This window comes from Flavobacteriales bacterium, from assembly GCA_016716605.1.
Lineage (GTDB): Bacteria > Bacteroidota > Bacteroidia > Flavobacteriales_F > PHOS-HE28 > PHOS-HE28.
In genome coordinates this window covers 3,271,064-3,296,700 of the sequence record JADJWA010000001.1, presented here as the reverse complement: position 1 = coordinate 3,296,700, position 25,637 = coordinate 3,271,064, and the positions used below count along the sequence as shown (strand labels likewise).

The 25,637-nt window shown below is 63.4% G+C and carries 23 protein-coding genes; 12 read left to right on the top strand and 11 right to left on the bottom strand.

Features of this window, described 5'->3' with window-relative positions:
- Nucleotides 1-91: 91 nt before the first annotated feature.
- The 4 genes from IPM12_13430 to IPM12_13415 all read left to right on the top strand — a co-directional run bounded on the left by IPM12_13430 (nucleotide 92) and on the right by IPM12_13415 (nucleotide 6,056).
- On the top strand, nucleotides 92-1,702 hold the full coding sequence (locus IPM12_13430) for a peptide chain release factor 3 (GenBank protein ID MBK9148804.1): 1,611 nt from the start codon (nucleotides 92-94) through the stop codon (nucleotides 1,700-1,702).
- Between the two features lie 181 nt (nucleotides 1,703-1,883).
- Nucleotides 1,884-3,386: a DUF5106 domain-containing protein gene (locus tag IPM12_13425; GenBank protein MBK9148803.1), complete on the top strand. Its 1,503-nt coding sequence runs from the start codon at nucleotides 1,884-1,886 to the stop codon at nucleotides 3,384-3,386.
- 100 nt (nucleotides 3,387-3,486) lie between these two features.
- Nucleotides 3,487-4,068 carry a radical SAM protein gene (locus tag IPM12_13420; GenBank protein MBK9148802.1) on the top strand — a complete coding sequence of 194 codons (582 nt, stop codon included), beginning with the start codon at nucleotides 3,487-3,489 and terminating at the stop codon, nucleotides 4,066-4,068.
- 74 nt (nucleotides 4,069-4,142) lie between these two features.
- Complete coding sequence (locus tag IPM12_13415; protein MBK9148801.1) at nucleotides 4,143-6,056, top strand: OmpA family protein; 1,914 nt, start codon at nucleotides 4,143-4,145, stop codon at nucleotides 6,054-6,056.
- Here the strand turns inward: IPM12_13415 and IPM12_13410 are convergent, their stop codons facing one another.
- The 6 genes from IPM12_13410 to IPM12_13385 form a co-directional block, all read right to left on the bottom strand.
- Nucleotides 6,057-6,590, bottom strand: coding sequence for a hypothetical protein (locus IPM12_13410; GenBank protein ID MBK9148800.1), 534 nt, complete (start codon nucleotides 6,588-6,590; stop codon nucleotides 6,057-6,059).
- Nucleotides 6,591-6,617: 27 nt separating this feature from the next.
- A complete protein-coding gene (locus IPM12_13405) occupies nucleotides 6,618-7,658 on the bottom strand; it encodes a hypothetical protein (protein MBK9148799.1) in 1,041 nt (346 codons plus the stop codon).
- 62 nt (nucleotides 7,659-7,720) lie between these two features.
- Nucleotides 7,721-8,386, bottom strand: a complete 666-nt coding sequence (locus IPM12_13400) for a YggS family pyridoxal phosphate-dependent enzyme (GenBank protein ID MBK9148798.1) — start codon at nucleotides 8,384-8,386, stop codon at nucleotides 7,721-7,723.
- Between the two features lie 3 nt (nucleotides 8,387-8,389).
- Nucleotides 8,390-9,055 (bottom strand): DUF4159 domain-containing protein, encoded by a 666-nt coding sequence (locus tag IPM12_13395; protein ID MBK9148797.1) that lies wholly within the window; start codon nucleotides 9,053-9,055, stop codon nucleotides 8,390-8,392.
- Between the two features lie 10 nt (nucleotides 9,056-9,065).
- On the bottom strand, nucleotides 9,066-9,767 hold the full coding sequence (locus tag IPM12_13390) for a 16S rRNA (uracil(1498)-N(3))-methyltransferase (protein MBK9148796.1): 702 nt from the start codon (nucleotides 9,765-9,767) through the stop codon (nucleotides 9,066-9,068).
- Nucleotides 9,767-11,107, bottom strand: coding sequence for a hypothetical protein (locus tag IPM12_13385; protein MBK9148795.1), 1,341 nt, complete (start codon nucleotides 11,105-11,107; stop codon nucleotides 9,767-9,769). Before IPM12_13385 ends, IPM12_13390 begins: the two co-directional genes overlap by 1 nt.
- An 81-nt stretch (nucleotides 11,108-11,188) precedes the next feature.
- Here IPM12_13385 and glmM point away from each other — a divergent pair, with 81 nt between their 5' ends.
- Nucleotides 11,189-12,586 carry a phosphoglucosamine mutase gene (glmM, locus tag IPM12_13380; GenBank protein ID MBK9148794.1) on the top strand — a complete coding sequence of 466 codons (1,398 nt, stop codon included), beginning with the start codon at nucleotides 11,189-11,191 and terminating at the stop codon, nucleotides 12,584-12,586.
- 102 nt (nucleotides 12,587-12,688) lie between these two features.
- On the top strand, nucleotides 12,689-13,840 hold the full coding sequence (locus IPM12_13375) for a cysteine desulfurase (GenBank protein ID MBK9148793.1): 1,152 nt from the start codon (nucleotides 12,689-12,691) through the stop codon (nucleotides 13,838-13,840).
- Here the strand turns inward: IPM12_13375 and IPM12_13370 are convergent.
- From IPM12_13370 to IPM12_13350, 5 genes are all read right to left on the bottom strand, one after another.
- Nucleotides 13,837-14,259 (bottom strand): acyl-CoA thioesterase, encoded by a 423-nt coding sequence (locus IPM12_13370; GenBank protein ID MBK9148792.1) that lies wholly within the window; start codon nucleotides 14,257-14,259, stop codon nucleotides 13,837-13,839. The two genes, IPM12_13375 and IPM12_13370, sit on opposite strands and share 4 nt — an antisense overlap.
- On the bottom strand, nucleotides 14,256-16,010 hold the full coding sequence (locus IPM12_13365) for a DUF349 domain-containing protein (protein MBK9148791.1): 1,755 nt from the start codon (nucleotides 16,008-16,010) through the stop codon (nucleotides 14,256-14,258). Before IPM12_13365 ends, IPM12_13370 begins: the two co-directional genes overlap by 4 nt.
- A gap of 79 nt (nucleotides 16,011-16,089) precedes the next feature.
- Nucleotides 16,090-17,538 (bottom strand): serine/threonine-protein phosphatase, encoded by a 1,449-nt coding sequence (locus IPM12_13360; GenBank protein ID MBK9148790.1) that lies wholly within the window; start codon nucleotides 17,536-17,538, stop codon nucleotides 16,090-16,092.
- 80 nt (nucleotides 17,539-17,618) lie between these two features.
- Entirely contained in the window at nucleotides 17,619-18,410 is a 792-nt protein-coding gene (locus IPM12_13355) for a CPBP family intramembrane metalloprotease (protein MBK9148789.1), read from the bottom strand.
- Nucleotides 18,382-19,653, bottom strand: a complete 1,272-nt coding sequence (locus tag IPM12_13350) for an imidazolonepropionase (GenBank protein ID MBK9148788.1) — start codon at nucleotides 19,651-19,653, stop codon at nucleotides 18,382-18,384. Before IPM12_13350 ends, IPM12_13355 begins: the two co-directional genes overlap by 29 nt.
- A 68-nt stretch (nucleotides 19,654-19,721) precedes the next feature.
- On the opposite strand from IPM12_13350, the gene aroC reads away from it, so the two are divergent.
- The 6 genes from aroC to IPM12_13320 all read left to right on the top strand — a co-directional run bounded on the left by aroC (nucleotide 19,722) and on the right by IPM12_13320 (nucleotide 25,637).
- Nucleotides 19,722-20,843 (top strand): chorismate synthase, encoded by a 1,122-nt coding sequence (gene aroC / locus IPM12_13345; GenBank protein MBK9148787.1) that lies wholly within the window; start codon nucleotides 19,722-19,724, stop codon nucleotides 20,841-20,843.
- 25 nt (nucleotides 20,844-20,868) lie between these two features.
- Nucleotides 20,869-21,909 carry a glycosyltransferase family 2 protein gene (locus IPM12_13340; protein ID MBK9148786.1) on the top strand — a complete coding sequence of 347 codons (1,041 nt, stop codon included), beginning with the start codon at nucleotides 20,869-20,871 and terminating at the stop codon, nucleotides 21,907-21,909.
- 27 nt (nucleotides 21,910-21,936) lie between these two features.
- On the top strand, nucleotides 21,937-22,545 hold the full coding sequence (locus IPM12_13335; protein ID MBK9148785.1) for a class I SAM-dependent methyltransferase: 609 nt from the start codon (nucleotides 21,937-21,939) through the stop codon (nucleotides 22,543-22,545).
- A 70-nt stretch (nucleotides 22,546-22,615) separates the two neighbouring features.
- On the top strand, nucleotides 22,616-23,620 hold the full coding sequence (locus IPM12_13330; GenBank protein ID MBK9148784.1) for a glycosyltransferase: 1,005 nt from the start codon (nucleotides 22,616-22,618) through the stop codon (nucleotides 23,618-23,620).
- Nucleotides 23,617-24,624 carry a glycosyltransferase family 2 protein gene (locus tag IPM12_13325; protein ID MBK9148783.1) on the top strand — a complete coding sequence of 336 codons (1,008 nt, stop codon included), beginning with the start codon at nucleotides 23,617-23,619 and terminating at the stop codon, nucleotides 24,622-24,624. Before IPM12_13330 ends, IPM12_13325 begins: the two co-directional genes overlap by 4 nt.
- Complete coding sequence (locus IPM12_13320; GenBank protein ID MBK9148782.1) at nucleotides 24,621-25,637, top strand: glycosyltransferase family 2 protein; 1,017 nt, start codon at nucleotides 24,621-24,623, stop codon at nucleotides 25,635-25,637. Before IPM12_13325 ends, IPM12_13320 begins: the two co-directional genes overlap by 4 nt.

The window sequence follows — 25,637 nt, the reverse complement described above, 5'->3', positions numbered from 1 at the left end:
CGGCTAAACTAGGGTAGGGGCCATGTTGTTCATGAGCCGCCTTCGACCAAGGGCCTACTTTTGCCGCCCTTTCACGGGAACCACGCCACTTATGGCTTTGCACGACGAGATCGAACGGAGGCGCACTTTCGCCATCATCAGCCACCCCGACGCCGGCAAGACCACGCTCACGGAGAAATTCCTGCTCTATGGCGGCGCTATCCAGACAGCGGGCGCGGTGAAGAGCAACAAGATCCGCCGCGGCGCCACCAGCGATTTCCTCGAGATCGAGCGCCAGCGCGGCATTAGCGTCACCACCTCGGTGATGACCTTCGACTACGGCGACCGGCTCATCAACCTGCTCGATACGCCCGGTCACCGCGACTTCGCCGAGGACACCTACCGCACCCTCACAGCTGTGGATAGCGTGATCCTGGTGATCGATTGCGTGAAGGGCGTTGAGGCGCAGACCGAGCGCCTGATGGAGGTGTGCCGCATGCGCAATACGCCGGTGATCGTCTTCATCAACAAGCTCGACCTCGAGGGGCAGGATCCCTTCGACCTGCTGGATGAGTTGGAGGAGAAGCTGAGCATCAAGGTGCGACCCATGAGCTGGCCCGTGGGCATCGGCGCCACTTTCCAGGGGGTGTACGACCTGCACAGCAAGGGCCTGCGCCTCTTCGATCCCGGCAAGACCAAATTGGAGAAGGCCAGCACGCGCATCAGCGACCTCGTCGATCCGCAACTCGATGAATTGCTCGGCGCCGACCCCGCCAACGAGTTGCGCGCCAACATCGAATTGATCGAAGGCGTGTATGAACCGCTGAGCATCGAAGCTTATCGCAACGCGCGCATCGCGCCGGTCTTCTTCGGCAGCGCCTTCAACAATTTCGGCGTGAAGGAACTGCTCGATGCCTTCGTGGACGTCGCGCCGCCGCCCGGTCCGCGTGCCACGGACCAGGGCGAGGTGAAGCCCGACGACACGCGCTTCAGCGGCTTCGTGTTCAAGATCCACGCGAACATCGATCCCAACCACCGCGACCGCATCGCCTTCCTGCGCGTGTGCAGCGGCCACTTCGAGCGCAACACCTACTACAACCATGTGAGGCTCGGCAAGGAGCTGCGCTTCGCCACGCCCACCACCTTCCTCGCGGCGCAGAAGACCATCGTCGATGAAGCCTGGCCCGGCGATGTGATCGGCCTCTTCGATACCGGCAACTTCAAGATCGGCGACACCCTCACCGAGGGCGCCAACTTCAACTTCCGCGGCATCCCGGCCTTCTCACCAGAGCTCTTCCGCGAGCTGGTGAACCAGGATCCCATGAAGAGCAAGCAGCTCGAGAAGGGCATCCGCCAGCTTACTGATGAGGGCGTGGCGCAGCTGTACACGCAGCAGCCCGGCAATAAGAAGATCGTGGGCTGCGTGGGTGAACTGCAGTTCGAGGTGATCGCCTACCGCTTGGAGCACGAGTACGGCGCCAAGTGCGCCTTCCAACAGATCCCCGCGCACAAGGCGTGCTGGATGACCACCACCGACGAGGCCGCTCTGGATCAGTTCATCCGCGTGAAGGCACAGCAGATCGTGCAGGACAAGGACGGCAACCCTGTGTTCATCGCCCCGAGCGCCTACATGCTCGACCTTGAGCGCAGGAACAATCCGGCCATCACCTTCCACACCACGAGCGAATTCAAAACGGAAGCACAGGTGGGGAGTGGGCAGTAGTCATGGGCAGGAGGCAGGGGTAGGAGCAATTGCCGACGGCCTCTTGCCCCGGCCTACTGCCTTTGCATCCCTTAACGACCATGCGAGCACCGCTGGGCGTTTGAGCATCCGTCTCCGGCACAGTGATCGCCTGCGGCCCCCGCGCCTCCCGAATACATTTGCCGCGCAATCAGATCCACGCATGCATCTCCGTTACGTGATCCTATCCGCAGCTATCGCTGCCAGCATCGTTCCAGGCAAGGCGCAAGACGGTCCCAAGCGCACCATCGAGGCCCAGATCCAGGGCCTGGCCAAGGGCGATACGGTCTTCTTAGCTAACTACTACGGCAGCAAGCTCTATTACAGCGACACCGCTATCGTTGATGCGAAGTCCAACGCCTTGTTCAAGAAGGAGAACGGCTATCCCGCTGGCGTGTACGCGGTAGTGGTGCCGGGTCCGAAGTACTTCGAACTGGTGGTGAACGAGCCCGTGATCAAAGTGGCCACGCACCGCAACGACCTGCTCCCTGCCCTGCAGATCAAGCAGAGCAAGGAGAACGAGGTGTTCATCAATTACATCCGCTTCCTGAATGAGCGCCGCATCGAGGGCGATGGCCACCGTGCGCAGCTCGAGGCCGCCAAGGACGAAGCCGCCCGCGCCGAGGTGAAGGAGCGCATGACCGAGCTTGACAAGCGCGTGAAGCAGTACCAGCGCGACCTGATTGCCAACAATCCCGGCTCGCTTGTGGCCTCGCTCGTGAAGATGAGCATGGCCGTTGAGCTTCCCGAGCCGCGCAAATCCGATGGCAGCCTCGACAGCGCCGCCAGCTACTACCAGTACCGCGATCACTTCTGGGACAACTTCGACCTCACCGATCCGCGGATCGTGCGCGTGCCCGTGTTCGGCAACAAATTCGAGGAGTACATCACCAAGGTCATCCCGCAGGTCCCCGATACCATCATCCGCCTGGTTGACGCGATGATCGCGAAGACCGGCGACACCAAGGAGACCTTCCAGTACGTGGTGCACTCCATCACGCACAAGTACGAGACCAGCGATATCATGGGCATGGATGCCGTATTCGTGCACATGGCGCTCACGTACTACTGCCCCAAGGATGGCAAGCCCGGCCGCGCCGATTGGATGGACGCGGAGAAGCTTGAAAAGCTCTGCGAGCGTGCGCGCAAGCAAGCACCATTGTTGATCGGACGCAAGGCGCCCTACCTCTGCCTTACGGACAGCACAGAGGAGAAGTGGATCAACTACTACGACCTGCCCAACGACTATGTGGTCATCATCTTCTGGGACCCGCATTGCGGCCATTGCAAGAAGGAGATGCCGGAGATCCACAAGGTGTACACCGAGAAGCTCAAGGGCATGGGCATCGAGGTCTTCGCGGTCGCCAAGGCCACGGACGATGGGCTGTTCAAGGACTGGAAGAGGTTCATCGCGGAGAATAATCTGGATTGGATCAATGTGGGCCTAACCAAGAACATCTTTGAAGAGGCCAAGAAGGACCCGCGCAAGTTCATCCCCAAGCACACCACGCTTGAAAGCCTCAACTACGCCGATGCCTGGGACGTGTACAGCACGCCCAAGCTCTTCGTGGTCGATAAGGACCGCCGCTTCGTGGGCAAGAGCCTCAGCGCTGAGCAGATCGCTGATTTGGTGACACGGCTGCGCGAGCGGAACAAGGCCAAGTAGAGCGATTATCCACATCGCGGCATGGGCACTCCCGCGGGCCGGCGCATGGGAACGATTGCGCCCCGCTTTCCTTTGTTGCATGGCACGCGCGCTACCCGTCATGGAGGCCTTCAGCACCATTCAAGGTGAAGGGCTCTTCGCCGGTCAGGCCGCGTACTTCATCCGCCTCGGTGGCTGCGATGTAGGCTGCACCTGGTGCGACGTGAAGGAAAGCTGGGACGCGAGCGCGCATCCACGAATAGAAGTGGAGGCGATTGTGGCTGATGCCGCGAAGAACCCTTCCCGTATCGCCGTGATCACGGGCGGCGAGCCTCTCATGCACGACCTGGGGTCATTGACGCAAGCGCTTCGGGAAGCGGGCTTCCGCACGCACCTCGAGACCAGCGGCGCGCACCCCTTCAGCGGCGCATGGCACCATGTATGCCTCAGTCCGAAGAAGTTCAAGCCAGCGCTCCCCGAGGCGTTCGAGCGCGCCGATGAGCTCAAGGTGATCGTCTTCAACAAGCACGACCTGCAATGGGCCGAAGAGCAAGCCGCGAAGGCACGACCGGGGTGCGTCCTTTTCCTCCAGCCCGAATGGGACAAGCGCGATGCGATGCTGCCATTGATCGTGGAGCATGTGAAGGCCCATCCGAAATGGAGGATCTCGTTGCAGGCGCACAAATACATGAACATCCGATGAAGCAGTCGCCAGTAGGCAGTAGGCAAGGGGCAGTGAGATTGTCGTTCATGGTGGCGGCGTTCACTGCCCACTGCATGCTGCCGACTGCCTACTCTCAGCCCGGAGGATATTCCACGCAGGACAAGAAGGCCATCAAGCTGTACGAGAGCGGCAGCACGTGCATGCAGCAACGCAAGCTCGAATGCGCCAAGAGCGACTTCCTCAAGGCTGCGAATGCGGATGAGCGCTTCGTGGAGCCGCGGATCATGCTCGCCGAGATCGCCGAGAGGGAAGGCAAGGACAGCGAGGCGATCACCCGGTACCGCGAGGTGATGAGCATCGCGCCGCGCTTCTTTCCGACAGCGCAATTGCACTTGGCCGATCTCGAATTCCGCAGCGGGCAGTATGTTGAAGCGGAGAAGAATTACCAAGGCTACCTGGAGAAGGAACAGGAGCCGCAGCGCAAGGCCCGCGCGCGACTAGGCATCGAGAACTGCGCTTTCGCGGCACGTGCCATCCAGCAACCGGTGCCCTTCGAGCCGGCGAATCTCGGTCCCGCGATCAACAGCGGCGACCCCGAATACTATCCCTGCATCACCGCCGATGATGGCACCTTGATCTTCACGCGCCGGGTGAAAGCGCCGCAGATCCAGATCTATGGCATGCAAGAGGATTTCTACATGAGCAAGCGCGGGCCTGATGGCGCATGGCAGGCGAGCAAGGCGATTCCCACGGTGAGCACCGCGGATTACAATGAAGGTGCTGGCACGCTCACGCCCGATGGCCGCTTCATCATCTTCACCAAGTGCGCCCTGGAGGATGGCAGCTATGGCGACAACCTGCGGGGACTGGGCAGCTGCGACCTCTTCATCAGCCAGCGCATCGGCGATCGATGGAGCCCAGCGCAGAATCTCGGCGCACCCGTGAACACCGCCAGCTGGGAGAGCCAACCGAGCATGGCCAGCGATGGACGCGCGCTCTACTTCGTGCGCGGACGCCGAACGGGCAACGGCGTCAGCGATATGGACATCTGGACGAGCCGCATGAGCGACGACGGCTCCTGGACGAAGCCGGAGAAGCTCGGCCCCAACGTGAACACGCCGTGGCAGGAGGAGAGCGTCCAGATCCATCCCGATGGCCGGACGCTCTACTTCAGCAGCAATGGCCATCCCGGTTTCGGCGGGCTCGACATCTACGTGAGCCGCATGCAGGACGATGGCAACTGGGGCAAGGCCTTGAACCTGGGGTACCCGATCAATACCGGTGCGGACGAGAACAGCCTGCTCGTGAGTGCCAAGGGCGACATCGCCTATTTCGCCAGCGATCGGCCCGGTGGCCATGGCGATCTCGACCTGTACAGTTTCGAGCTCTATCCGGAGGCGCGTCCGCAGCCGGTCAAATACATCCGAGGGCAGGTCACCGACAAGACCAGCGGCGAGCCCTTGGAAGCCGATGTCGAACTCTTCGACCTGAGCACGGCGAAACTGGCCACGGCGGCGTACAGCGATCCGAAGACGGGCGAGTTCCTCGTGTGCCTGCCCAGCGGGAGGAGCTATGCCCTCACAGCCAGCGCCGAGGGTTATCTCTTCTTCTCGGAGAATTACGATGTGGCGGCCGCCACGAACAAGGAGCCGATCACGCTCAACGTGCCCATGAGCCCGATCACCAGCGGAGGCGTGATCGCTTTGCGCAACATCTTCTTCAAAACGGCCAGCTACGAGTTGCTGGCTGAATCCAACGCCGAGTTGGAGAAGCTGTTGAAGCTGCTGAGGACGAACCCGTCCATGCGGATCGAGCTCGGTGGCCACACGGACGACGTGGGCAACGAAGGTGCAAACCAGGAGCTCAGCGAGCAGCGCGCGAATGCCGTGCGCGACTTCGTGGTGAGGCAGGGGATCGATGCTGCCCGGATCACCGCGAGGGGTTATGGCGAAACGATGCCAGTGGCCGGCAACGACTCGGAGCAAGGCCGTGCGCTGAACCGAAGGACGGAGGCGAAGGTGCTGTGATCAGGCCCCGAGGCGCCGATCCAATTCCTCGGCGATGCCCTGCAGCATCGAGGACTTCATGGCATCGGGTTCTTCCGCTGCGGCCTTCCGGATGCGCGCGAGGCCGATCCGGGCAGGCTTCTCGGGCCAGATCTCCTGGTTCTCGATCACGGTCAGGCACTCGAAGCAATCCTGCGGATCGCCGGCGATGGCCAGGTCGATGAAGCGTGGAAGGTGCTCGCGCGCATCGAGCCCGGCGCTCCAGAACGTCGATAGGATGGTGCGCCGTGCAGGCGCAAGCTGCGGCTCATCAAGCGCGGCGATCAGGGTCGGCACGGCATCGGCTGCTTTCACCGTGTGCAGCAGCGCCGTGATCCGGGCACGGACCGCTTCTGAGGGATTCGCGATGAGCGCATTCAGCAGGTGAGGTATGGCGCGGGCATCGCCCTGCTCCTCGATGCGGGTGAGCGCTGTGAGCGCTGCGGTATCGTCGTCGCTGAGCAATGCGGCGAATGCCAGATCTATGCGCTGCTGCTTACCGGAGCTTCGCGTCATGCGGATTGGTGATGGGGGAGGATCTCCTCAGCGTGCCGAGGTGGCGTCCTTGCCGCGCTTCATGGTGAGGAAGCTGCGGCGTCCGGGGCTGCGCTTGAACTTGTACGAGACCTCGAGGTTGAAGAAGCTGATGGTATCGAGCAGGCCCGGATTGCCGCGGCGGCTGGTGCCGATCCCGATCTCGCCATTGGTGCCCTGCCCGGTGGGATCGCTGATGTAGCGCCCCATCGCTTGTCGCGCAGGATCGCCGGCATACGCCGCATCGATCTCAGCGTAGGTGGCGTAACGATCGCTCACATCATCGATATGGTCATTCATGAACATCACGTAACTGAACTCGAGGCCGATGCTCATCTGTTTGGTGGCCATATAGCGAACGCCGGCCCCGATGGGCATGGCCACGTGCCACGGCGATAGGCGGTAGCGCTTGCCGGGCTCGCCGGTGCCGATTCCGCCTTCGGTCTGCCACTCGAACAGGTCGGTCTCGTACTTGCCATCGCGCTCGATCACCTGCGCGTCGGGGTTATCCATCGGACCGTTGCGCACGGTGCCATCGTCCCAGAAATAGTAACGGTTATCCAAGCCGGCATCGCCGCGGAACAGATCGGCCTTGGGCCGTCCGTAGTAAATGCCCAGCCCCAGGTGGAAGTACATGAAGAAGCGCTGCTGGAACAAGGGCTGGTAGGGCTCGCGGTAGGCGTTAAGGACCACGTGCCCGCTCAATCCGAAGAGGTCGTTGCGGAAGCCGATGCCGCGGCGGCGGTTGCGCAGTTCGGAGTAAACCACCCCCTTGACCGGGTCGGCCTCCTCGTAGCCGACGCGGAACCAACTGACGCGCGCTTCGGCGTCGATGGCCCGGGTGACGTAGCGCTTCTTATTGTTCAAGAAGTTGCGGAAGGTGACGGAAAGCCCGGGCCGCGTGCTATTCCATTGCACTTGCCCGTCGAAGTTACCCAAGTCACCATAGTAATTGGTCACGCCCGAAGCGAGGCCTACTTCAATGTGGCGCTGGGCGAGCACCGGGGAGAGAAGCAGGAGTGGAAGGCTCAGGGTAATGATCCGGTTCATGGTCAGGGCCTTGGGTTCCGAAAGGTATGCCCAGAAGACGCGATCGCAGCTTGCGGTTGCTTTCACTCCCTCTCACCGAAAATGGCCGTGCCGATCCGGACCATGTTGCTGCCCGCATCCAAGGCGGCGTCAAGGTCTCCGCTCATGCCCATGCTCAAGATGCTGAATCCTTCGCCCAACAAGGCCTTCAATTCATCGAACAAGCAGGCCAGCCCTTCGAGTTCAGCCTTCACTTGCCCGGTGTCCGGGGTGTTGCTGGCCATTCCCATCAGCCCGCATAGCTCCACATTGGGCCATCGGCCCCCCGCCTTCGCCTTGATCAGCGATCGGGTTTCATCCGGCGAAAGGCCATGCTTGGTATCCTCCACCGCGATGTGGACCTGGGCCAGCACTCGGGCGACCTGGCCGAGCGCGGCCGCACGCTTCTCGATCTCGTCCATGAGCGCGGCGCCATCGACGCCATGGATCAAATGCGCGATCGGCAGGATGTGCTTCACGTTGCTGCGCTGCAGATGGCCGATGAAGTGCCAGCGGATGTCACCGGGCAGCAAGGACTGCTTGGCTCGCAGCTCCTGCGCGTAATTCTCCCCGAAATCGCGGTGGCCCAGCGCGTAGAGGGCGCGGACCTCCTCAACCGTTCGCTTCTTGCTCACAGCCACTAGCGTGACGCCCGGCGGCAGCAGCCCCTTCACGCGATCATACCGTTGCGCAAGGTCCTGGGCAACCATGGCTCAATCCCCTTGTCCGCTGAAGGCCAGGCGCACGATGTTGGCGCCCATGCGCAGGGCTTTCAGTCGGGTGGCCTCGCTGTCGCCATGCACATCGGGGTCCTCCCAGCCGTCGCTCAGGTCGCACTCGCTGTCGTAGAAGCAGACCAGCCGCCCTTCCCAGAACAGGCCAAAGCCGCGTGGTGGCTTGCCATCGTGCTCATGGATCTTAGGCAGGCCTTGCGCGAATTCGAAGGCCTGATGGTAGATGGGATGCGCGAAGGGAAGCTCCACCAGTTCAGATTCGGGGAAGACGCGTGCGATCATGGGCCGCACATATGGGTCCATGCCATAATTGTCGCTGATATGCAGGAATCCTCCGCCGATCAGATAGGCGCGCAGGTTCTCGGCTTCCTTGGCGGAGAGCGTCACGTTGCCGTGGCCAGTCATGTGAAAGAGCGGATGGTTGAATAGCTCCGCACTGCCCACCTCCACCGCGGGCACATCAGGGTTGATGCCCATGCCGAGTTGGGCGTTGCAGAACTTCACCAGGTTGGGCACCGCGCTGGGATTCGCGTACCAGTCGCCGCCACCGCCATACTTGAGCACAGCGAGCTTGTAGGTGCCTTGCGCCGTGGCCTCCATGCAGGTCATCGCAGCGAAAAGGATCAGGACTGTTCTTCGCAGCATGGGGCCGAAGTTATCCCGACTGCTTCAGGCTCATGAATGCGCAAGCGGCCACCGCCGCGGTCTCTGTGCGCAGACGTGCGTTGCCGAGGGTGATCGGGGCATGGTCATGAGCTAGGAGCTCCTCGATCTCAGCGGGCGTGAAGTCGCCTTCAGGGCCAATCACCAGGATCGCGTCCGCTTCCGGATGGTAGGCCTCCCTGAAAGGAATGCTCTGTGCATTGATATGGCCGAAGAAACGCTGTTCGGGCAAGGCCTCAACCAAGAGGTCTCCTAAGGTGGTGAGCGGATCGATCTGAGGCAGCCAGGCCCGTTGGCTCTGCTTCAGCGCACTGATGGCCACGCGCTCCATGCGGTCGATCCGCGCACGGCCGCGTTCGGTGCGCGCAGTGGCCAGCGGCGTGATCCGGTCGATGCCGATCTCCACGGCTTTCTCCACGAACCACTCGAACCGGTCAGCCTGCTTGGTGTGGGCCACGGCCAGGTGGATGCGGGCGCCGCGCTCAGACGCCACATCCTCGGTTTCGAGGACCATGGCCACGCATCGCTTGCGTGAAACATCGACCAGTTCCGCCTCAGCACGCGATCCGCGGCCGTTCAAGAGGCCGATGCGCTGCCCCACCGCGAGCCGCAGCACCTGCGTGGCGTGGTGCGCTTCTTCATCCGGCAGGTTCACCAGGCCGCTCTCCAGATCGGGGCAGAAGAACAGGTGCATCAGAGTTGGGTGGCGCACCGCCGAGCGCCGAAGTAAGCTAGCGTGATCGCGCAGACGAAGAGAAAGGCCCCCATGGCCGGTGAGAAGCCCACGGCTGTCGGCCAGCCAGCACCATGGAAGGCACGCTCACGGACCAAGGGCAGCACCATGCTCAGGAGCGGGTCCTTCACCTCGGTGGGCAAGCCGTGTCCGGCGGTGAGCTTGGCCGCTACCGCCCACAGCAGCCCGGCCATGCTCAATGCCACCGTGGCGCGCGCGAGCCATAGCCGCCGCGAGATCGCCGGCATGGCACGCACAAGCAGCAGGATGGGCACGGGTGTGAGGTAGCGCGGGCCGTAGGCCCAGCCGCCCCACCACGTAGCATGCGTGAAGAACACCAGCACCAGGACGATCGTCGGCAGGATGAACGGGTCGATCAGGAGGTCGCGCCTGAGCAAGCGGCGCCGATCCAGCAGTGCCAGGAGCACCACGGAGATCAGCGCAGGCGCGTACACGAGCAAGCCACGGTAACCACTCAAGGTCAAGCCCAGGAATGCGGCAGGCTGCCAGGTCCCGAAACCATAGCTCTCACGCATCACGCCATAGTTCACAGCGTGGGCACTAGGGAAGGTGAAGGGCGAGCCGGTCACCGCGAGGTTGTTGACCATGGTCACGGCTGCACCGGGCAACAAGGCCAGCATGAAAGGGAGTAGCGCCCCGCGCTTCGCAAGGGTCAATTGCCCGATCCAGGCCGCGAGGATGAAGAGCAACGCGGCGTCGCAGGCACTGCCTAGGCCTGCGAAGAGCCCTGCGCGCGCGTGCTTCCCATCACGCAGGTCGATTGCGGCGAGCAGCCCGAAGAGCGCAGCGGGCAGGTGATTGAAGAAAGTGCCGCTGTAAACGAAGAGGAAGGAGCCGAGGATGGGTAAGATCCCGAGCAGCCACGGGGCTTCGGGCCGCGCCCGCCGGAGCTCGACCAAGGCGATCAGGGCGATCATGGCCATGGGGATGCTTCCGAAAAGGAGGCCCCCCAGGACCAGGATCCGGGCATCGACCGGGTCTTCGGCCGGTTCAATCAGGCCGATGCTCCTTCCCAGCTTCCACAGGGCGGCTATCGTGTAGGTAGGCAACGGAGCCTTGTCGCTGTAATAGCGGCCATCCGTGATCGCCTTGTCGCCGGTGCGCTCATGATGCGGCGTGATCTCCAGGGTTCCACGCTCGGCGAGCGCGCTCACCGCTAGCGCACGGCTCACCGTGTTGTCGTCGCTGGCCCATTCGATGTGCCAGGCGCACACGGCCAGCAGCACCGCGAATAAGCAGCGCGCAGCCCTCCGGGAGCGGTTCGGTGCAGGATCGGGCATTGGGCTGTCGCAAGGAACGAGATCCGCGCACCATGCCCGTGCTCCGGGCGTCCGAATAGCTTTGCGCCGTTGCCCATACCCATGACGCTCATCCGTTCCATCTCCGGCATCCGTGGCACCATCGGCGGCGCTCCCGGCGAAGGGCTCACCCCGCTCGATGTCACGCGTTACACGGCGGCCTTCGCTGCGCTGATGAAGGCACGGGCCGACGCTTTCGGCAAGCCGGCGATGGTGCTTGGCCGCGATGCGCGCCTCAGCGGGCCCATGGTGGCCGACCTCGTGCGCGGAACGCTCACGGGCATGGGCATCGATGTGATTGACCTGGGTTTGGCCACCACGCCCACCGTGGAGATGGCCGTGCCCGGCGAAGGCGCGATCGGCGGCATCATCCTCACCGCGAGCCACAATCCTGCGCAATGGAACGCGCTGAAATTGCTCAACGCGAAGGGCGATTTCATCAGCGCGGCCGATGGCGCTGAGGTGCTGCGCATCGCCGAGCACGATGATTGGTTCGCCGCCGAGGTGGATGGGCTGGGCTTGGTCCGACCTGATGCTTCATGGACCCAGAGGCATATCGATGCGATCCTCGCCCTTGACCTGGTCGATCGCGAAGCAATCGCAGCCAAAGGATTCCGGGTGGTGCTCGACGCGGTGAACAGCGTGGGCGGCGTGGCCGTGCCCATGCTCTTGGAGCAGTTGGGCGTTGAATCGATAGGGATCCATTGTGAGCCCAATGGGCGCTTCCCGCACAACCCGGAGCCGTTGCCGGAGCACCTCGTCGACCTATGCGAAGCCGTTCGAGCGCATAAGGCGCACCTGGGCATCGCCGTTGATCCGGATGTCGATCGCCTCGCACTGGTCTGCGAGGATGGGTCGCTCTTCGGCGAGGAGTACACGCTGGTGGCCTGCGCGGACCACGTGCTCGCGCATCGCCCCGGCGGCACCGTGAGCAACCTGAGCAGCACGCGCGCGCTCGACGATATCGCCGCGCGGCACGGCCGCGAGCGCCATGCGAGCGCCGTGGGCGAGGTGAACGTGGTGGAGATGATGCGTGCCACCGGCGCGGCGATCGGCGGTGAAGGGAACGGAGGCGTGATCCTCGGCGAGCTGCATCATGGAAGGGACGCCCTGGTGGGCATCGCGCTCTTCCTCACGTTGCTGGCGCGCAGCGGCAAGAGCAGCTTGGAACTGCGGCGCTCGTACCCGGACTATTTCATCAGCAAGAACAAGATCGAGCTGCGGCCAGGCATGGATGTGCAGGCGATCGTGGATGCCATGGCCGCGCGCTACCGCGACCAGCCGCACAGCACCATCGACGGCCTGCGGATCGAATTCGGCAAGAGCTGGGTGCACCTGCGGCGCAGCAATACCGAGCCGATCATCCGCATCTATGCCGAAGCGCGGAGCATGGCCGATGCCGATGCGCTCGCGAAGCGATTGCTGAACGAGCTGGCTGAGGCGGCCAAGGTGAAGGCGTGAGGAATGGAGGAGGAGGGAGTGACGCATGCAGGATGGAAGATGGCGCAAGGCCGGAATAGGAGCAGCGTTGACCATTGATCGAAAGCACCCAGGAGGATCCGAATGAAGCGCATCTATCTCGACAATGCGGCCACTACGCCGCTCGCACCGGAGGTATTCGAATCCATGCTGCCCTACCTGAAGGAGCACTTCGGCAATCCCTCCGCGATACACGCCTATGGCCGCATCTCGCGCGCGGCCATTGAGAGATCGCGGCGCCTGGTCGCGAAGCTGATCAACTGCGCGCCCGGCGAGATCATCTTCACCGGAGGCGGCACCGAAGCCGACAACATGGTGCTGCAAGGCGCTGTCCGCGACCTTGGCGTGAGGCATATCATCACCAGTCCCATCGAGCACCACGCGGTTGAGCTCACCGCGCACGCCATCGAACTCGCAGGCGGCGCGCACGTGCATTGGGTGCGCTTGCTCAGTGATGGCAAGCCGGACCTCGCGCATCTGGAGCAGCTCCTTTCGCAGATGCAGGGCCAGGGGGCACTGGTCTCCCTGATGCACGCGAACAACGAGATCGGGACACGCATCGACCTCAACGCCATCGGCAGCCTGTGCCGCCGCTTCGGCGCGCTGTTCCACAGCGATACGGTGCAGACCATGGGGCACTACCGCTTCGACCTCGGGGCAACGCCCGTCGACTTCATCACGTGCGCTGCGCACAAGTTCCATGGCCCCAAAGGCACGGGCTTCCTGTACATGCGCAATGGCGTTGGGCTGAAGCCCATGATCCTCGGGGGCGCCCAGGAGCGCAACATGCGCGCGGGCACGGAGAACATCGCCGGCATCGTGGGCCTGGCTCGCGCGATGGAGCTGGCCTACGAGGGCCTTGAGGGGCATCAAGCGCATGTGCAAGGGCTGAAGGACCGGATGAAGCGGTTGCTCGTCGAATCGATCCCGGATGTCGGCTTCAACGGCGATCCCAGCCCCGATGCCCTCTACACCGTGCTCAGCGTGCGCTTCCCCGATGATGGCCGCAGCGAGATGCTCCTGTACAACCTTGACATCGAGGGCGTGGCGTGCAGCGGCGGCAGCGCATGCAGCAGCGGCAGCAACAAGGGCAGCCATGTGCTGGCGGCGCTCTACCCCGAACGTCCCGGCGGCAACCTCCGCTTCTCCTTCAGCCGCTATACCACCGAGAGCGATGTGGACCAGGCCGTGCGCGTGCTCAAGCGCGTGTTCCAGCTCGAGGGGGCGGCACGCTAACCGGGGCGATCGCTCGTGATCGCGGCTCGCACAGCATCCGGCACGCGCACCTTGGCGCCGGCTCGGTAATCGTACATCACCTGCACGCTGGTGCCCGTGGCCACGATAGAGCCGTCTTCATCCGTGATCTCGTATGCCATGCTGAAGCTGGTGTTTCCCACAGCGGTACAGCCGCAGCGCACGGTGAGGCGAGCCGGCCATCGCACGGGCTTCTTGAAATCGCAGGTGGTGCCGGCGAGGATCACGCCGATGCCTTGTTCGTTATGTGAGCGCAGCACGCCGATGCGCTCGAGGTAGTGCATGCGCACGCTCTCGAAATAGCGGAGATACACCACGTTGTTCAGGTGCCCGAAAGCGTCCTGATCGCCCCAGGCCACGGGCACTTCGATGCTCACGACGAAGGGAGAGGAGTCGCTCACCGGAGTTCCTTCACCAGTTCGCGGTGCTGGCCCTTGAGGCGCTCCACATCGCGTGCGAGCTTGTCGATCTTCTTCTGCATCTCCTTCCTCATCTCCTCGCCGCTGGCGCTCTTGAAGTTGAACATGCCCATGTTGCGCTCCATCTGGCGCATCTCGCCCTCGACCTCCTCGATCTTCCGCTTGATGAAGCGGCTCTCGCGCTCGATCTGGAACTTGCCATCAGGGCCGCTCTTCATCTCCTCCACATGATCCTGGAAGCGGATGCGCATGCGCTCGTCGGCTTCCATCTTCAGCTGCCCCCAGTGCTTGTCCAGCGCTGCGCGGTACTTCTCATTGAGCTTGTCGAAGTCGCGTGGCGATACCCGGCCGCTGTTCATCCAGCGCAGGCTGAAGGCCTTCAGCGATTCGATGTCCTTGATGCGATCGCCGCTGTGCTGGAAGGCCGCGATCTCCGCGAGCAGGGCTTCCTTGGCCTGCACATTTGCGGCTTGTTCGGCGTCCTGCTGCTCAAAGGTCCTCTTCCGGTTCTGGAAGAAGGCATCGCACGCTTCGCGGAACTTGTTCCAGAGCTTGTTCTCGTCGCGCGGTCCGGCGCTCCCAGCTTCCTTCCATTGCTGCTGCAGGGCCTTGAGCCGGTCGGCCGTGCGTCGCCATTCGGTGCTGTCCTTCAAGGCTACGGCTTCGTTCAGAAGGGCCTGCTTCTTCTCGCGTACGGCCTTGTATTGGTCCTTGAGGTGGCTGAACCAGGCGTGTTTGGCGCTGAAGAACATGTTGCACTGGTCGCGGAATTCCTTCCACACGCGCTCATTGTCCTTCTTGGTGGCGAAGCCGATGCTCTTCCAGGCGTTCTGCAGCTCGAGCACCTGATCGGTGAGTTCCTTCCACTCCTTGGCTGAGTTCGCCTTCAGGTCCGCGGAGAGGGCATGCGCCTTCTCCACCAGGGCTTGCTTGGCCGCGAGGTTGGCCTCGTGCTCGCCGCGGCGGGCACGGTAATGCTCATTGATCTTGTCGTACACCACGCGGGTGGCATTCCAGAACCCGTCGCGGATGGACTCCCATTCCTCCTTCACCGTGGGCCCGATGTGCTGCCATTCATCCTGGTACTTCCTCACGCGGGCCTCCAGTTCGCGCACGGCGCCAGGGGAGTCGGCATCCATGAGCGCAAGCATCTGCACATCGGCCACGAGCGCTTGCTTCAGGCCGGTGTTCTTGCGCAGGTCGTGGTCGCGCAGTTCCTTGTAGATGCGGATGTGGTAGAAGAACTCGTCGAGCAGGTGGCTGTACTCGGTCTGCAGTTCACGATAGGCCTGCGCGGGCACATTGCCGATGGACTTCCAGCGCTCCTGCAGGTCCTTCAGCTTGGTGAAGGCTGTGCCGATGTTCTCTTCACCGGCGATGAGGAGCTTCATCTCCTCCATCACGGCCTGTTTGGCGGCCAGGTTGGCGGCCTCTTCCTTCTGCTTCCGGCGGCGGATGTCATTCACCCGCTGGTTGTAGGCGTCGAGCAGCTGCTTGAAGCGCTTATCGTCGTCGTCGTGCAGGGGAGCCGATTCGATCGCGGTGGGCGCTGCGCCTTCGGCGCCTTCGCCTTGGGCCGCCTCCGCTTCATGGTGCTCGGCATGCTGCTGTTGCGCAGCGATCAGGGCTTCGTAGGCCTCCTTGGTCACTTCCACCGCTTCAGCAGCGGCTTCCACGTCTTCCTGCGAAACGATTTCCTGGAGCCGTGCGAGCAGCTCTTCTTTGGTGGCCATGCGATGGGCGGATCGGCCGCTGGGGCCGGGGAGCGCGAATATAGCGGGGGGCTTCCGCTCGGATGCAAGCCGTGGCGGGCTACACTGCGATGCCGAGCAGGCACACATCATCCACTTGCTCGTGGGTGCCTTTCCATTCGAGGAAAGCGGCCTCGAGGAGTTCGGCCTGCCGCTCCAAGGGCATGGCGGTGTTGGCTTCGATGATCTGCTGCAGGCGCGCGCTCATGAATCGCTTGTGCTCCGGTCCGCCGAGCTGGTCCACATAGCCGTCGCTGAAGAGATAAATGCGGTCGCCTTCGGTATACGCCAGGCGATGGCAGGTGAACTTGCGATCGAGGTCGAGGTGCGCGCCGCCCACGGGCTTGCGGTCGCCGTTGATGATGGAGAGCTGGCCCTCGTGCAGCCAATAGAGCGGCCTGAAGGCGCCGGCGTAGAGGATCTCATGCTGCTTGCGGTCGATGCGGCACAGCGCGATGTCCATGCCGTCGCCGCCGCCGCGTTTCTGCCCCTGCTGGTGCAGGGTGGCCACCACGCGCGTGTTCAGCATGTTGAGCAGCTCGGCGGGATCCTTCTCGGCGTTGGCCGGCACGATCTCATTCAGCAGCGAGCAGCCGATGGCGGCCATCATGGCGCCCGGCAGCCCATGGCCGGTGGCATCGGCGGCGGCCACGTAGCAGAGGTCATCGCCGATCCGATGGCACCAGTGGAAGTCGCCGCTCACCATGTCCTTGGGCCGGTCGATCACGAAGGCGCCGCTGAACAGCTCACGGTACGCTGATGGCGGCGGTACCAGAGCGCGCTGGATCTTCCCGGCGTAAGCGATGCTATCGGTGATATCCATGTTGCGCGAGGCCAGGGCGAGCTTGTCCGCCTCTGTTTGCTGCACCCAGCGGCCCACCGAGCGGAAGAGCACCAGCGCGGCCATGCCGAAGAGTGCGAGCGCGATGGCGATGTTGCGCCAGAGCGCTGCATAGGCCGCCGCTACCGCGGATGATTCGTTCATGCGCGCCACGATCGCTGAGGTAGGGGCGCCGGTCTGTTCATCGCGCAGCGGCTCCAAGGCCAGTAATTCACCGGCTTCCGACACGCGGCCTCCGGCTTCATAGCGTTCCTCCAATCCGATCGCTGATTCATACGCAGCGCGGAAGCACGGTTGCTCCTCCGATGTGGCCACGATCACGAATCGTCCGCGCTCATCCTTGGCTACCATCAGTAGGGGATGTTCCAAGGCGCTGCGCAGGGCGGCCTTCCGCAGCTGCTCATGCACCACGTAGTAGCGGGCGTCCTGCGTGTTCTTGATGATGAGCCCAGGAGCGGGGTATTTCTCCAGCAACAGGGCGGCATGGCGAGCGGGTACCTGATCGGCGAGCGAAGCGGCGATGGCGGACAGCCGTTCGAGCGCTTCTTTGCGCTGGCTCTTCAGCTCGTGCCAATGAGCGGTTCCGATCAGTGCGGCGCAGAGCACGAAGAGAGTGCCATAGAGCACGATCAGGATCCTGCGTGAGCCGCTGTTGTTCGGGTTGGTCAAGGCAGTTTGGGCCGCGTACGTGGCAGCGGCGGGGCTTCATACGGACCTGTGCGATCAAGGTTGGCCCAATGCGCTGGGCATCAAGGCCAGAGGATGCTGAGCCCGTTGTTGGCCATGTGCAGGCCAATAGGCACCAGCAAGCTGCCGGTGCGCGCCCGGGCATAACCCAGCACGATCCCCATGGGCAGGATCAGCAGCATGATGAGCACGCTGTACTGCATGTGCATGAACGCGAACACACCAGCCGTGACCGCCACGCTCACGTGCTCGTCGGCGATGTGGCGCAGGCTTCCGAAGAGAAGGCCCCTGATGAGCAGTTCCTCGAAGAGCGGACCCAGCAAGGCGACGCCGATGACCAGCAGGGGCCAATCGGTGGTGGTGGCTAGCACCTGCTCCATGAAGTCCGTTCGGAAGGCAGGTGAAGCCCATGCCAGCAATTCGATGGCCAGGGCCACCAAGGTGAACAGCCCGAAGAACAGGGCCGTCTTCTTCAGCGTGGGAAGCCGCAGGCCCAGGACGGCGCGGAATCTTTCACGCTTCCACATCCAGCAGGCAACCAGGATGAACAATGAACCGAGGCCTGCGCTCCAAGCGGATTCGAGCCCGACCAGATCGCCATTGAACTGGAAATCCTTCATGTGCTCCACGAAAGCCGGATCGCCGAGCAGGTCGAAGGAGAACGGCACCCCTTCGAATTCCGGTGACATAGCCAGCAGGCCGCGCACGAAGACCACCGATTGAACGATGAAGAAGACCATGAACGCGATCGCGAACATGGCCACGCCCATGCTGAACTCAAGTCCGGGCGGACGGCCGGGGTCAGTGCTCCGGAAATCGTCGGAACTATGTCCCGGTGCGGATGGGCTTTCCATCGATGAATACGGAGTGGATGTGGTCGTTGCCGAAAGCGTAAGGCAGATAGGCCAGCGACGGTGCCTCCTGCGTGATGATGAACGAGGCGCGCTTACCCACGGTGAGGCTGCCGAGCTGGTCTTGGAGCTGCATGGCCGCAGCGGCGTTGAGCGTGAGCGCTGTGATGGCCTCTTCCGGAAGCATGCGTAACTGGATGCAGGCCAGCGAGAGCACCAGGTTCAGGTTGCCGCTCGGCGTGCTGCCGGGGTTGTGATCGCTGGCCAGCGCCACCGGCAAGCCCTTGTCGATGAGCGCGCGCGCCGGTGCATAGGGTATGCGCAGGAAGAAGGAGCAGGAGGGGAGAAGCGTAGGAATCGGCAGGTCGGCAAGTCGGCAAGCGGCAAGTGCGTTCAGGTCGCTGTCGCTCATCACCTCCAGATGATCGACGCTGAGCGCGCCGTGGGTGATGGCCGCTTGGATACCGCCGATGCTGGTGAATTGATTCACATGCACTTTCCCCGGAAGGCCATGCGCTGCGCCTGTTGCGAGCACGCGCTCCATCTCGGCCACCGTGAAGTAGTTGGTCTCGCAGAACACATCCACGAAATCGGCGAGCTGCTCAGCGGCGACCTGCGGGATCAGCTGTTCGCAGATGAGGTCGAGGTAGGCCGCGCGGTCGTCCTTGAATTCAGCAGGCATCGCATGTGCAGCGAGCAGGGTGGTCTTCACTTGCAAGGGCAGTTCCGCCGCCAAGCGCTTCGCCACGCGCAGCATCTTCAGCTCGCTCTCCAGGGAGAGGCCGTAGCCGCTCTTGATCTCCACGGCCACGGTGCCTTGCGCCATCATCGCCTCCAAGCGCGCCTTCGATCGCTGGAAGAGCTCATCCTCATCCATGGCGCGCAGTTTCGCGGCGCTGTTGAGGATGCCGCCGCCGCGCGCCGCGATCTCCTGATAGCTGAGGCCCTTGATCTTGTCCACGAACTCCTCTTCGCGCGGTGCGGCGAACACCGTGTGCGTGTGCGGGTCGCACCAGCCGGGCAGCACGTAGCGGCCGCTGGCATCGATCACCGTGAGATTGCTCCAATCCGCGATGCCGGGGAAATCGCTCATGGGGCCGAGCGCCGCGATGCGTCCTTCCTCAACCAGCATCCAGCCATCAGCGATGATCGGCAGTTGCGCCATGTCGGCACCGGCAACGCGCTGCATGCCCGGGGCGAAAGCGCCCACGAGCGCTTTGGCGTTCTTGATCAGCAGGCGCGGCATCGGGACAAAGAAAGGCAGCCATCTCCACCCGCTACTTTCGCCGACCCGTAATCACGGATGTCCCTCTCATGCCCGGCAACAGCATCGGCCTGCTCTTCCGCCTTACCACCTTCGGTGAGAGCCACGGTGCGGCCATTGGCGGCGTGGTGGATGGATGCCCCGCCGGACTGAAGCTCGATCTCGATGCGGTTCAACTTGAACTGGATCGCCGGAGGCCGGGCAGTACGTCCTTGGGCACTGCGCGCGATGAGGCCGATCGCGTGGAATGGCTCAGCGGGATTCATGAGGGCATCACCTTGGGCGCGCCCATCGCCTTTCTCATCCGCAACCGCGATGCGCGCAGCAGCGATTACGATGCGTTGAAGGACATCTACCGTCCGGGCCACGCCGACTACACGTGGGAGGGCAAGTACGGCCTGCGCGATCATCGTGGCGGCGGCCGCAGCAGCGCACGCACCACGGCGGCCTGCGTGGTGGGTGGTGCCATTGCTCGCCAGCTGATCGCGCGCAATGGGATTGCCGTGCAGGCGTTCGTGAGCCGGGTAGGCGATGTGGCACTGGAGACCATGCCGGCCGACCTCAGTACCACGTGGGCGAATGACGCGCGGTGCCCTGATAGCGCTGTGGCCGATCGCATGAAAGCACTGATCGAAGCGGTGCGCGCTGAGGGCGACAGCATCGGCGGCATCGTCTCATGCATGGCTACAGGGATGCCCATTGGCCTGGGCGAACCGGTCTTCGACAAACTCGATGCGGACCTCGCCAAGGCCATGCTCTCGATCAATGCGGCGAAGGGCTTCCAGATCGGCAGCGGGTTCGCCAGTGCGCGCATGCGCGGGTCCGAGAACAACGATGATTTGCATTTGGGTCGGGTTGACGAGCACATGCAGGGGCTCCCCGAAGGCGCGCGCGTGCAGCGGCCAGCGGTCCGTTCGCGCACCAATCACGCTGGCGGCAGTTTGGGCGGCATCTCCAACGGCGAGGACCTGGCTTTCGAAGTGGCCTTCAAGCCGCCCGCCACCATCGGCAAGGCGCAGCGTACCGTGAACAAGGACCTTGAGGAAGTGGTGCTGGAGGCCAAAGGGCGCCACGATCCCTGCGTGGTGCCGCGCGCGGTGCCCATCGTAGAGGCCATGGCCTGCATGGTGCTGGCCGATCACGTGCTGCGGCAGCGTAGCGCGCGTGCCTGAGTTGGCCCGGATAACTTGCCGCCGCATGCCGCGCGTCACCGTGCTCACCACCCTGTACAACAAGGGGCCCTACGTGGAGGATGCCGTGCGCAGCGTGCTGGCCAGCGCCTACACCGATTTCGAGCTCCTGGTTATCGACGATGCCAGCACCGATGATGGCCCTGCGCGCGTTGCTGCGTTCACCGATCCCCGTGTGCGCATGATCCGGTGCGAGCGGAATTCGGGGCGGCCCGCTGCGGCGAATCTCGGTTTTCAAGAAGCAAAGGGGGCGTTCATCGCCGTGCTCGACGCCGATGATGTGATGCGGCCGGACCGAATCGAGAAGCAGGTGAGGGTGCTCGATGCGGATCCTGAAGCGGGCGTGGTGGGCACCTCGCTCGCCGTGATGGATAGACCAGAGGAAGTGATGCACTGGGCGGAATCGGACGATGAGGCCAAAGGCAAGCTGCTCTTCAGCGATCCGGTCTGCTATGGCACCGCGATGTTCAGGAGGAGCTTGCTCGTGGATCACGGATTGCGCTGCAATGAGCATTGGCTCCGGCCCGGCATGGATTACATCTTCCTGCTTTCCCTGGCGCCGCACACCCGTTTCGCGAACATCCGAGAACCGCTCACGCTCTATCGCATGGGAGAGCAGAACATGCGCCATGGGCGCGATCCCGTCGAGGACCGTGCAGCCACCTACCGCGAGGCCTTCCGGATCTTCGGCATCGAGGCCTCTGAAGCTGAGTTGCAGCGACAGCTCATGCTGCATGGCTTATGGAAGCGCATTCCGGGCGCTGCTGATGTCCGCGAACTGCGCAGCTGGATGAACAAGTTGAAGCGGATCAATCGGGAACGTGGGCTGTTCCCGATCGAGGTCTTCGAATCTGAACTGGAGCGCCGGTGGATGAAGCGATTCCACGCTTTGGCTGATGCGTCCTTCCTTGCTGGCCTTGCGCACCTGCGATTGAGCGGTCCGTTCGATTCGAAACGGATGCGCTACCTCATTGGTGCAACTGCACAGCGCTGGCTCCGACCCGCTGGCCGGGCGGGCGCGACGGAACGGCTGGTGCCATCGGCGTAAGTTCACCGCCAATTAACCGGCACCCTGATGTCACGTTCGCTGCGCAAGCAGTTCATCGACATGCCGCTCACGGCTGATACGCAGGACCTGTTCCATGCGCGGCGGTCGATCCAGCGCGCCATTGAACAGGCTCGGCCGGGCATGCATGGCGATTTCCTCGATGTCGGCTGCGGCGTGATGCCCTACCGCGAGTCGATCCTCGCCGGCGGTCAGGTGAAGCGCTATATCGGCATGGACCTCCCGGTGAACGATTCCGCGAAGTACAAGGCCATCCGGCCGGACATCACTTGGGATGGCGTGAACATCCCGATGCCCGATTCCTCTGTGGATTGCGCCATGGCCACCGAAGTGCTCGAGCATTGCCCCGATCCGCTGGCGGTTCTTCGGGAGATCGCCCGGGTGCTGCGTCCCGGAGGGCAGCTGCTCATCACCGTGCCCTTCCTGTGGCCCTTGCACGATGCGCCCTACGACGAGCATCGCTACACGCCCTACGCGCGCGGCGGCAGGTCCGGGCGCGCATGGCGTGGTGCGGCCTCGGCGATGATCGGCCTGGGTGATTCGCCTCCAGCCCAGGCCCCTGCGAGCGGTGCTCAAGCACCTCACGCGGCCCATCGTATGGTACCTGCTTCGCCGTGACCGCGTGCCGGCCGAGCTTGATTGGAACATGATCACCTCGCTTTGGGCAGTGGCGCGAAAAGCCTGAGCCATGTCCGAGCGGCCGCGCATCACGATTGCGACGCCCAGCTACCAGCAGGCGGAATACCTCGAGGAGTGCATCCTCTCGGTGCGAGCACAGGACCCCGCCATCACGGAGCAGGTCGTGGTCGATGGCGGAAGCACCGATGGTTCGCGCGCCATCATCGAGCGCCTGTCCGATCAGCTGGCGTGGTGGTGCTCTGAGCTGGATCGAGGCCAGGCGCATGCCATCAACAAGGCACTGGTCCGCGCCAAGGGCCAGGTCTTCGGGTGGATCAACAGCGACGACCTGCTGTTGCCCGGCGCGTGTGAGAGAGTGTCGGCCGCATTCGCTGATCGGCCCTCGCTCATCACGCTCACAGGCGTGCGGCTGCTGCGCGTGCCGGAAGGGCCCGATTCGCCCATGCCTGCGGAAGAGCTGACTGAGTCGCGCTCGTGGTACATCGCGCCCCGGATCAATCAGCAGGCCACCTTCCATCGCACCGATGCCCTGCTCGCCATCGGCGGAGTGGAAGAGCGATTGCGCTATGTCATGGACTACGAACTCTGGCTGCAGTTGCTCTTTCGCCATGGCCCCGGCAGCGTGCAGGCGGTGCCTTGGCCGTTGGCTGTATTCAGGCACCACGGGCGGAGCAAGACCATTACCCAGAAGCCGGCCTTCGTGAACGAGACCGCCAGCGTGCTCCACGGCCTGTGCATTTCCAATGGCTTGCACCGCTTGGCCGAAGCGCTCGCCATCGGGCATGCGATCACCCCGGGCTTGCGCGTGATCCCGGTGCAACCTGCTCAGGCGCCCTTGATCGAGCTCATGGTGCAGCGTTTCCTGCTGCTATGGCACCGGGTGCCGCATAGCCGGCGCGAATTCGAAATGATGCGCGCCTGGCGCGCTGCAGCACCGCCCATCGGTGCCGACCCGGTGCAGGCCGAGCGCCGGGACGAATTGGATCAGCACCTTCGCGCGTCCAATTGGCTGGCTTATCGCGCCCGCCGCAAATGGAAGCACCTGTTCGGATGAGGGTCAGCGTGATCGTGCCCGTTTACAACAAGGAGCCCTTCATCGAAGAGTGCTTCGCGAGCATCTTTTCGCAGTCCCTTTCCGATTTCGAGGTGATCGCTGTCGATGACAAGAGCACCGACGGTAGCCTTGCCGTGCTGCACCGCATCGCTGACGACCGGTTGAAGGTGGTGGCCCTTGAGCGCAACCTCGGCCCAGGCGGCGCCGCCCAGCGCGCCATCGACCTGGCGCAAGGCGAGTACCTCATCCGCGTGGATGCGGACGATATCTGCGTGCCCGACCGATTCGCGCGCCAAGTGTCCTTCATGGATCAGCATCCTGGCCTCATCGCGAGCGGCAGCGCATTGCAGCTCTTCGGCAATGAGAGGGAGTATTGGCCTTTTCCGGTGGGAGAGGACGCCTGCCGAGCAGAGCTGCTCTTCGGGAACCCGCTCTCCCAAGGTGCCAGCATCATGCGGGCCTCACTGCTGCGGAAGCATGGTCTCCGGTACGAAGACCATTGGCCAAGGATCGGCGAGGATTGGATCTTCTGGGCGCGCATAGCCCAATACGGTGGATTCAACAACATCGCTGAGCCCTTGCTGCTGTATCGTCGCGGCGCGCACAACAGCGCGCATGGACAAGATGATGCGGTGTACCGTGAGCGGATCATCCGCGAGGTCTTCGCCATGCTCGGTATCCCTGCCAGCGAAGCCGATATCGAGCATCACCTGATCCTCTTGCGCTCCTTCAAGCGCCCACCCAATATCCGGCGACTGCGCGCTTCATGGGATTGGATCGCACGGCTGCGCGCGATCAACCGGCAACGCGGCCTTTTCCCCGAGCGCGCCTTCGATGTCCGACTGGACCAGGCCTGGAGCGCGCTCTTCTTCGGATTGGCAAAGCACGGTGCGTGGATGCCATTGCGCCATTGGCTCATGGGGCCTGTTCGCTCACCCCAGCGCCTGAGCTATTTGGTCAAGCTCAGCCTCAACCGCATGCTCGGACGCAGCGCTTCCGCATGAAGGTCTCCGTGGTGCTGCCCGTGTTCAACAAGGCCCCTTGGCTCGCCGAGGCGCTCGATAGCATCCGTGCCCAGACCCTTCACGAGATGGAGATCATCGCGGTTGACGATGCCAGCACCGACGGGAGCAGGGCCATCCTGGAAGCCTGCGATGATCCGCGCATCCGCATCATCGCCCTTGATCGCAATCTGGGTCCGGCCGGTGCCGCGCAGCGCGGGCACGATGCCGCGGTCGGCGAGTACATCGCGCGCGCCGATGCCGATGACGTGCTGCATCCCGAACGCTTGCAGCAGCAGGTGCGATTCATGGACATGAACGCGGAGGTGGGCGCCAGCGGCACATGGATGGAGTTGTTGCATGAACCGGGCGTCCTTCGGCGTTCCCCCCAGCACGATCAGCAATGCCGAGCGGAGTCGCTCTTCCGCATCCCCATCTTCCAGCCCACGGCCATCTACCGGCGCAGCACGCTCTTGGAGAACGGCATCCGCTACGATGATGAGTGGCCGCGCTATGGTGAGGATTGGCTTTTCCAGCTCCGGCTGCTTGCCGTAACGCATGTCGAGAACTTGACAGAGCCGCTGGTGCGCTACCGTTTGGGCGCGCAGAACGTGAGTGCCGCGGGTGACCCCTTAGCGGGCCTTCGTCGCGTGTTTCGTGCCGTGCTCGAGTCCCACGGCCTTCCGCATGGCGAAGAGGAGCTTCGCTGGCATCTGCCGGTCGCCGGTGCCTTTCCAGAACCCCTGCGCGCTGGCGACATCGGCACGCTGAAACACTACCTGCGGGCGCTTGAGGTCCAAGCGAAGGAGCAGCGCATCTCCACCAGCGAGGCGATCGAAAGCGCGTTCCAGCGTGCTTGGAACGATCTCGGTTACCAGATGCCGCGCTTCGGGACTGCCGCTGTGATGGCCTATCTCCTTCGCGATCACCAGCCCACCTTGGCCAAGTGGCGCTACCTTTTCTCATCGGTGCTGAAGGGCAAGCGCTACGAACCGAGGACCGAGCGCATCCGGTAG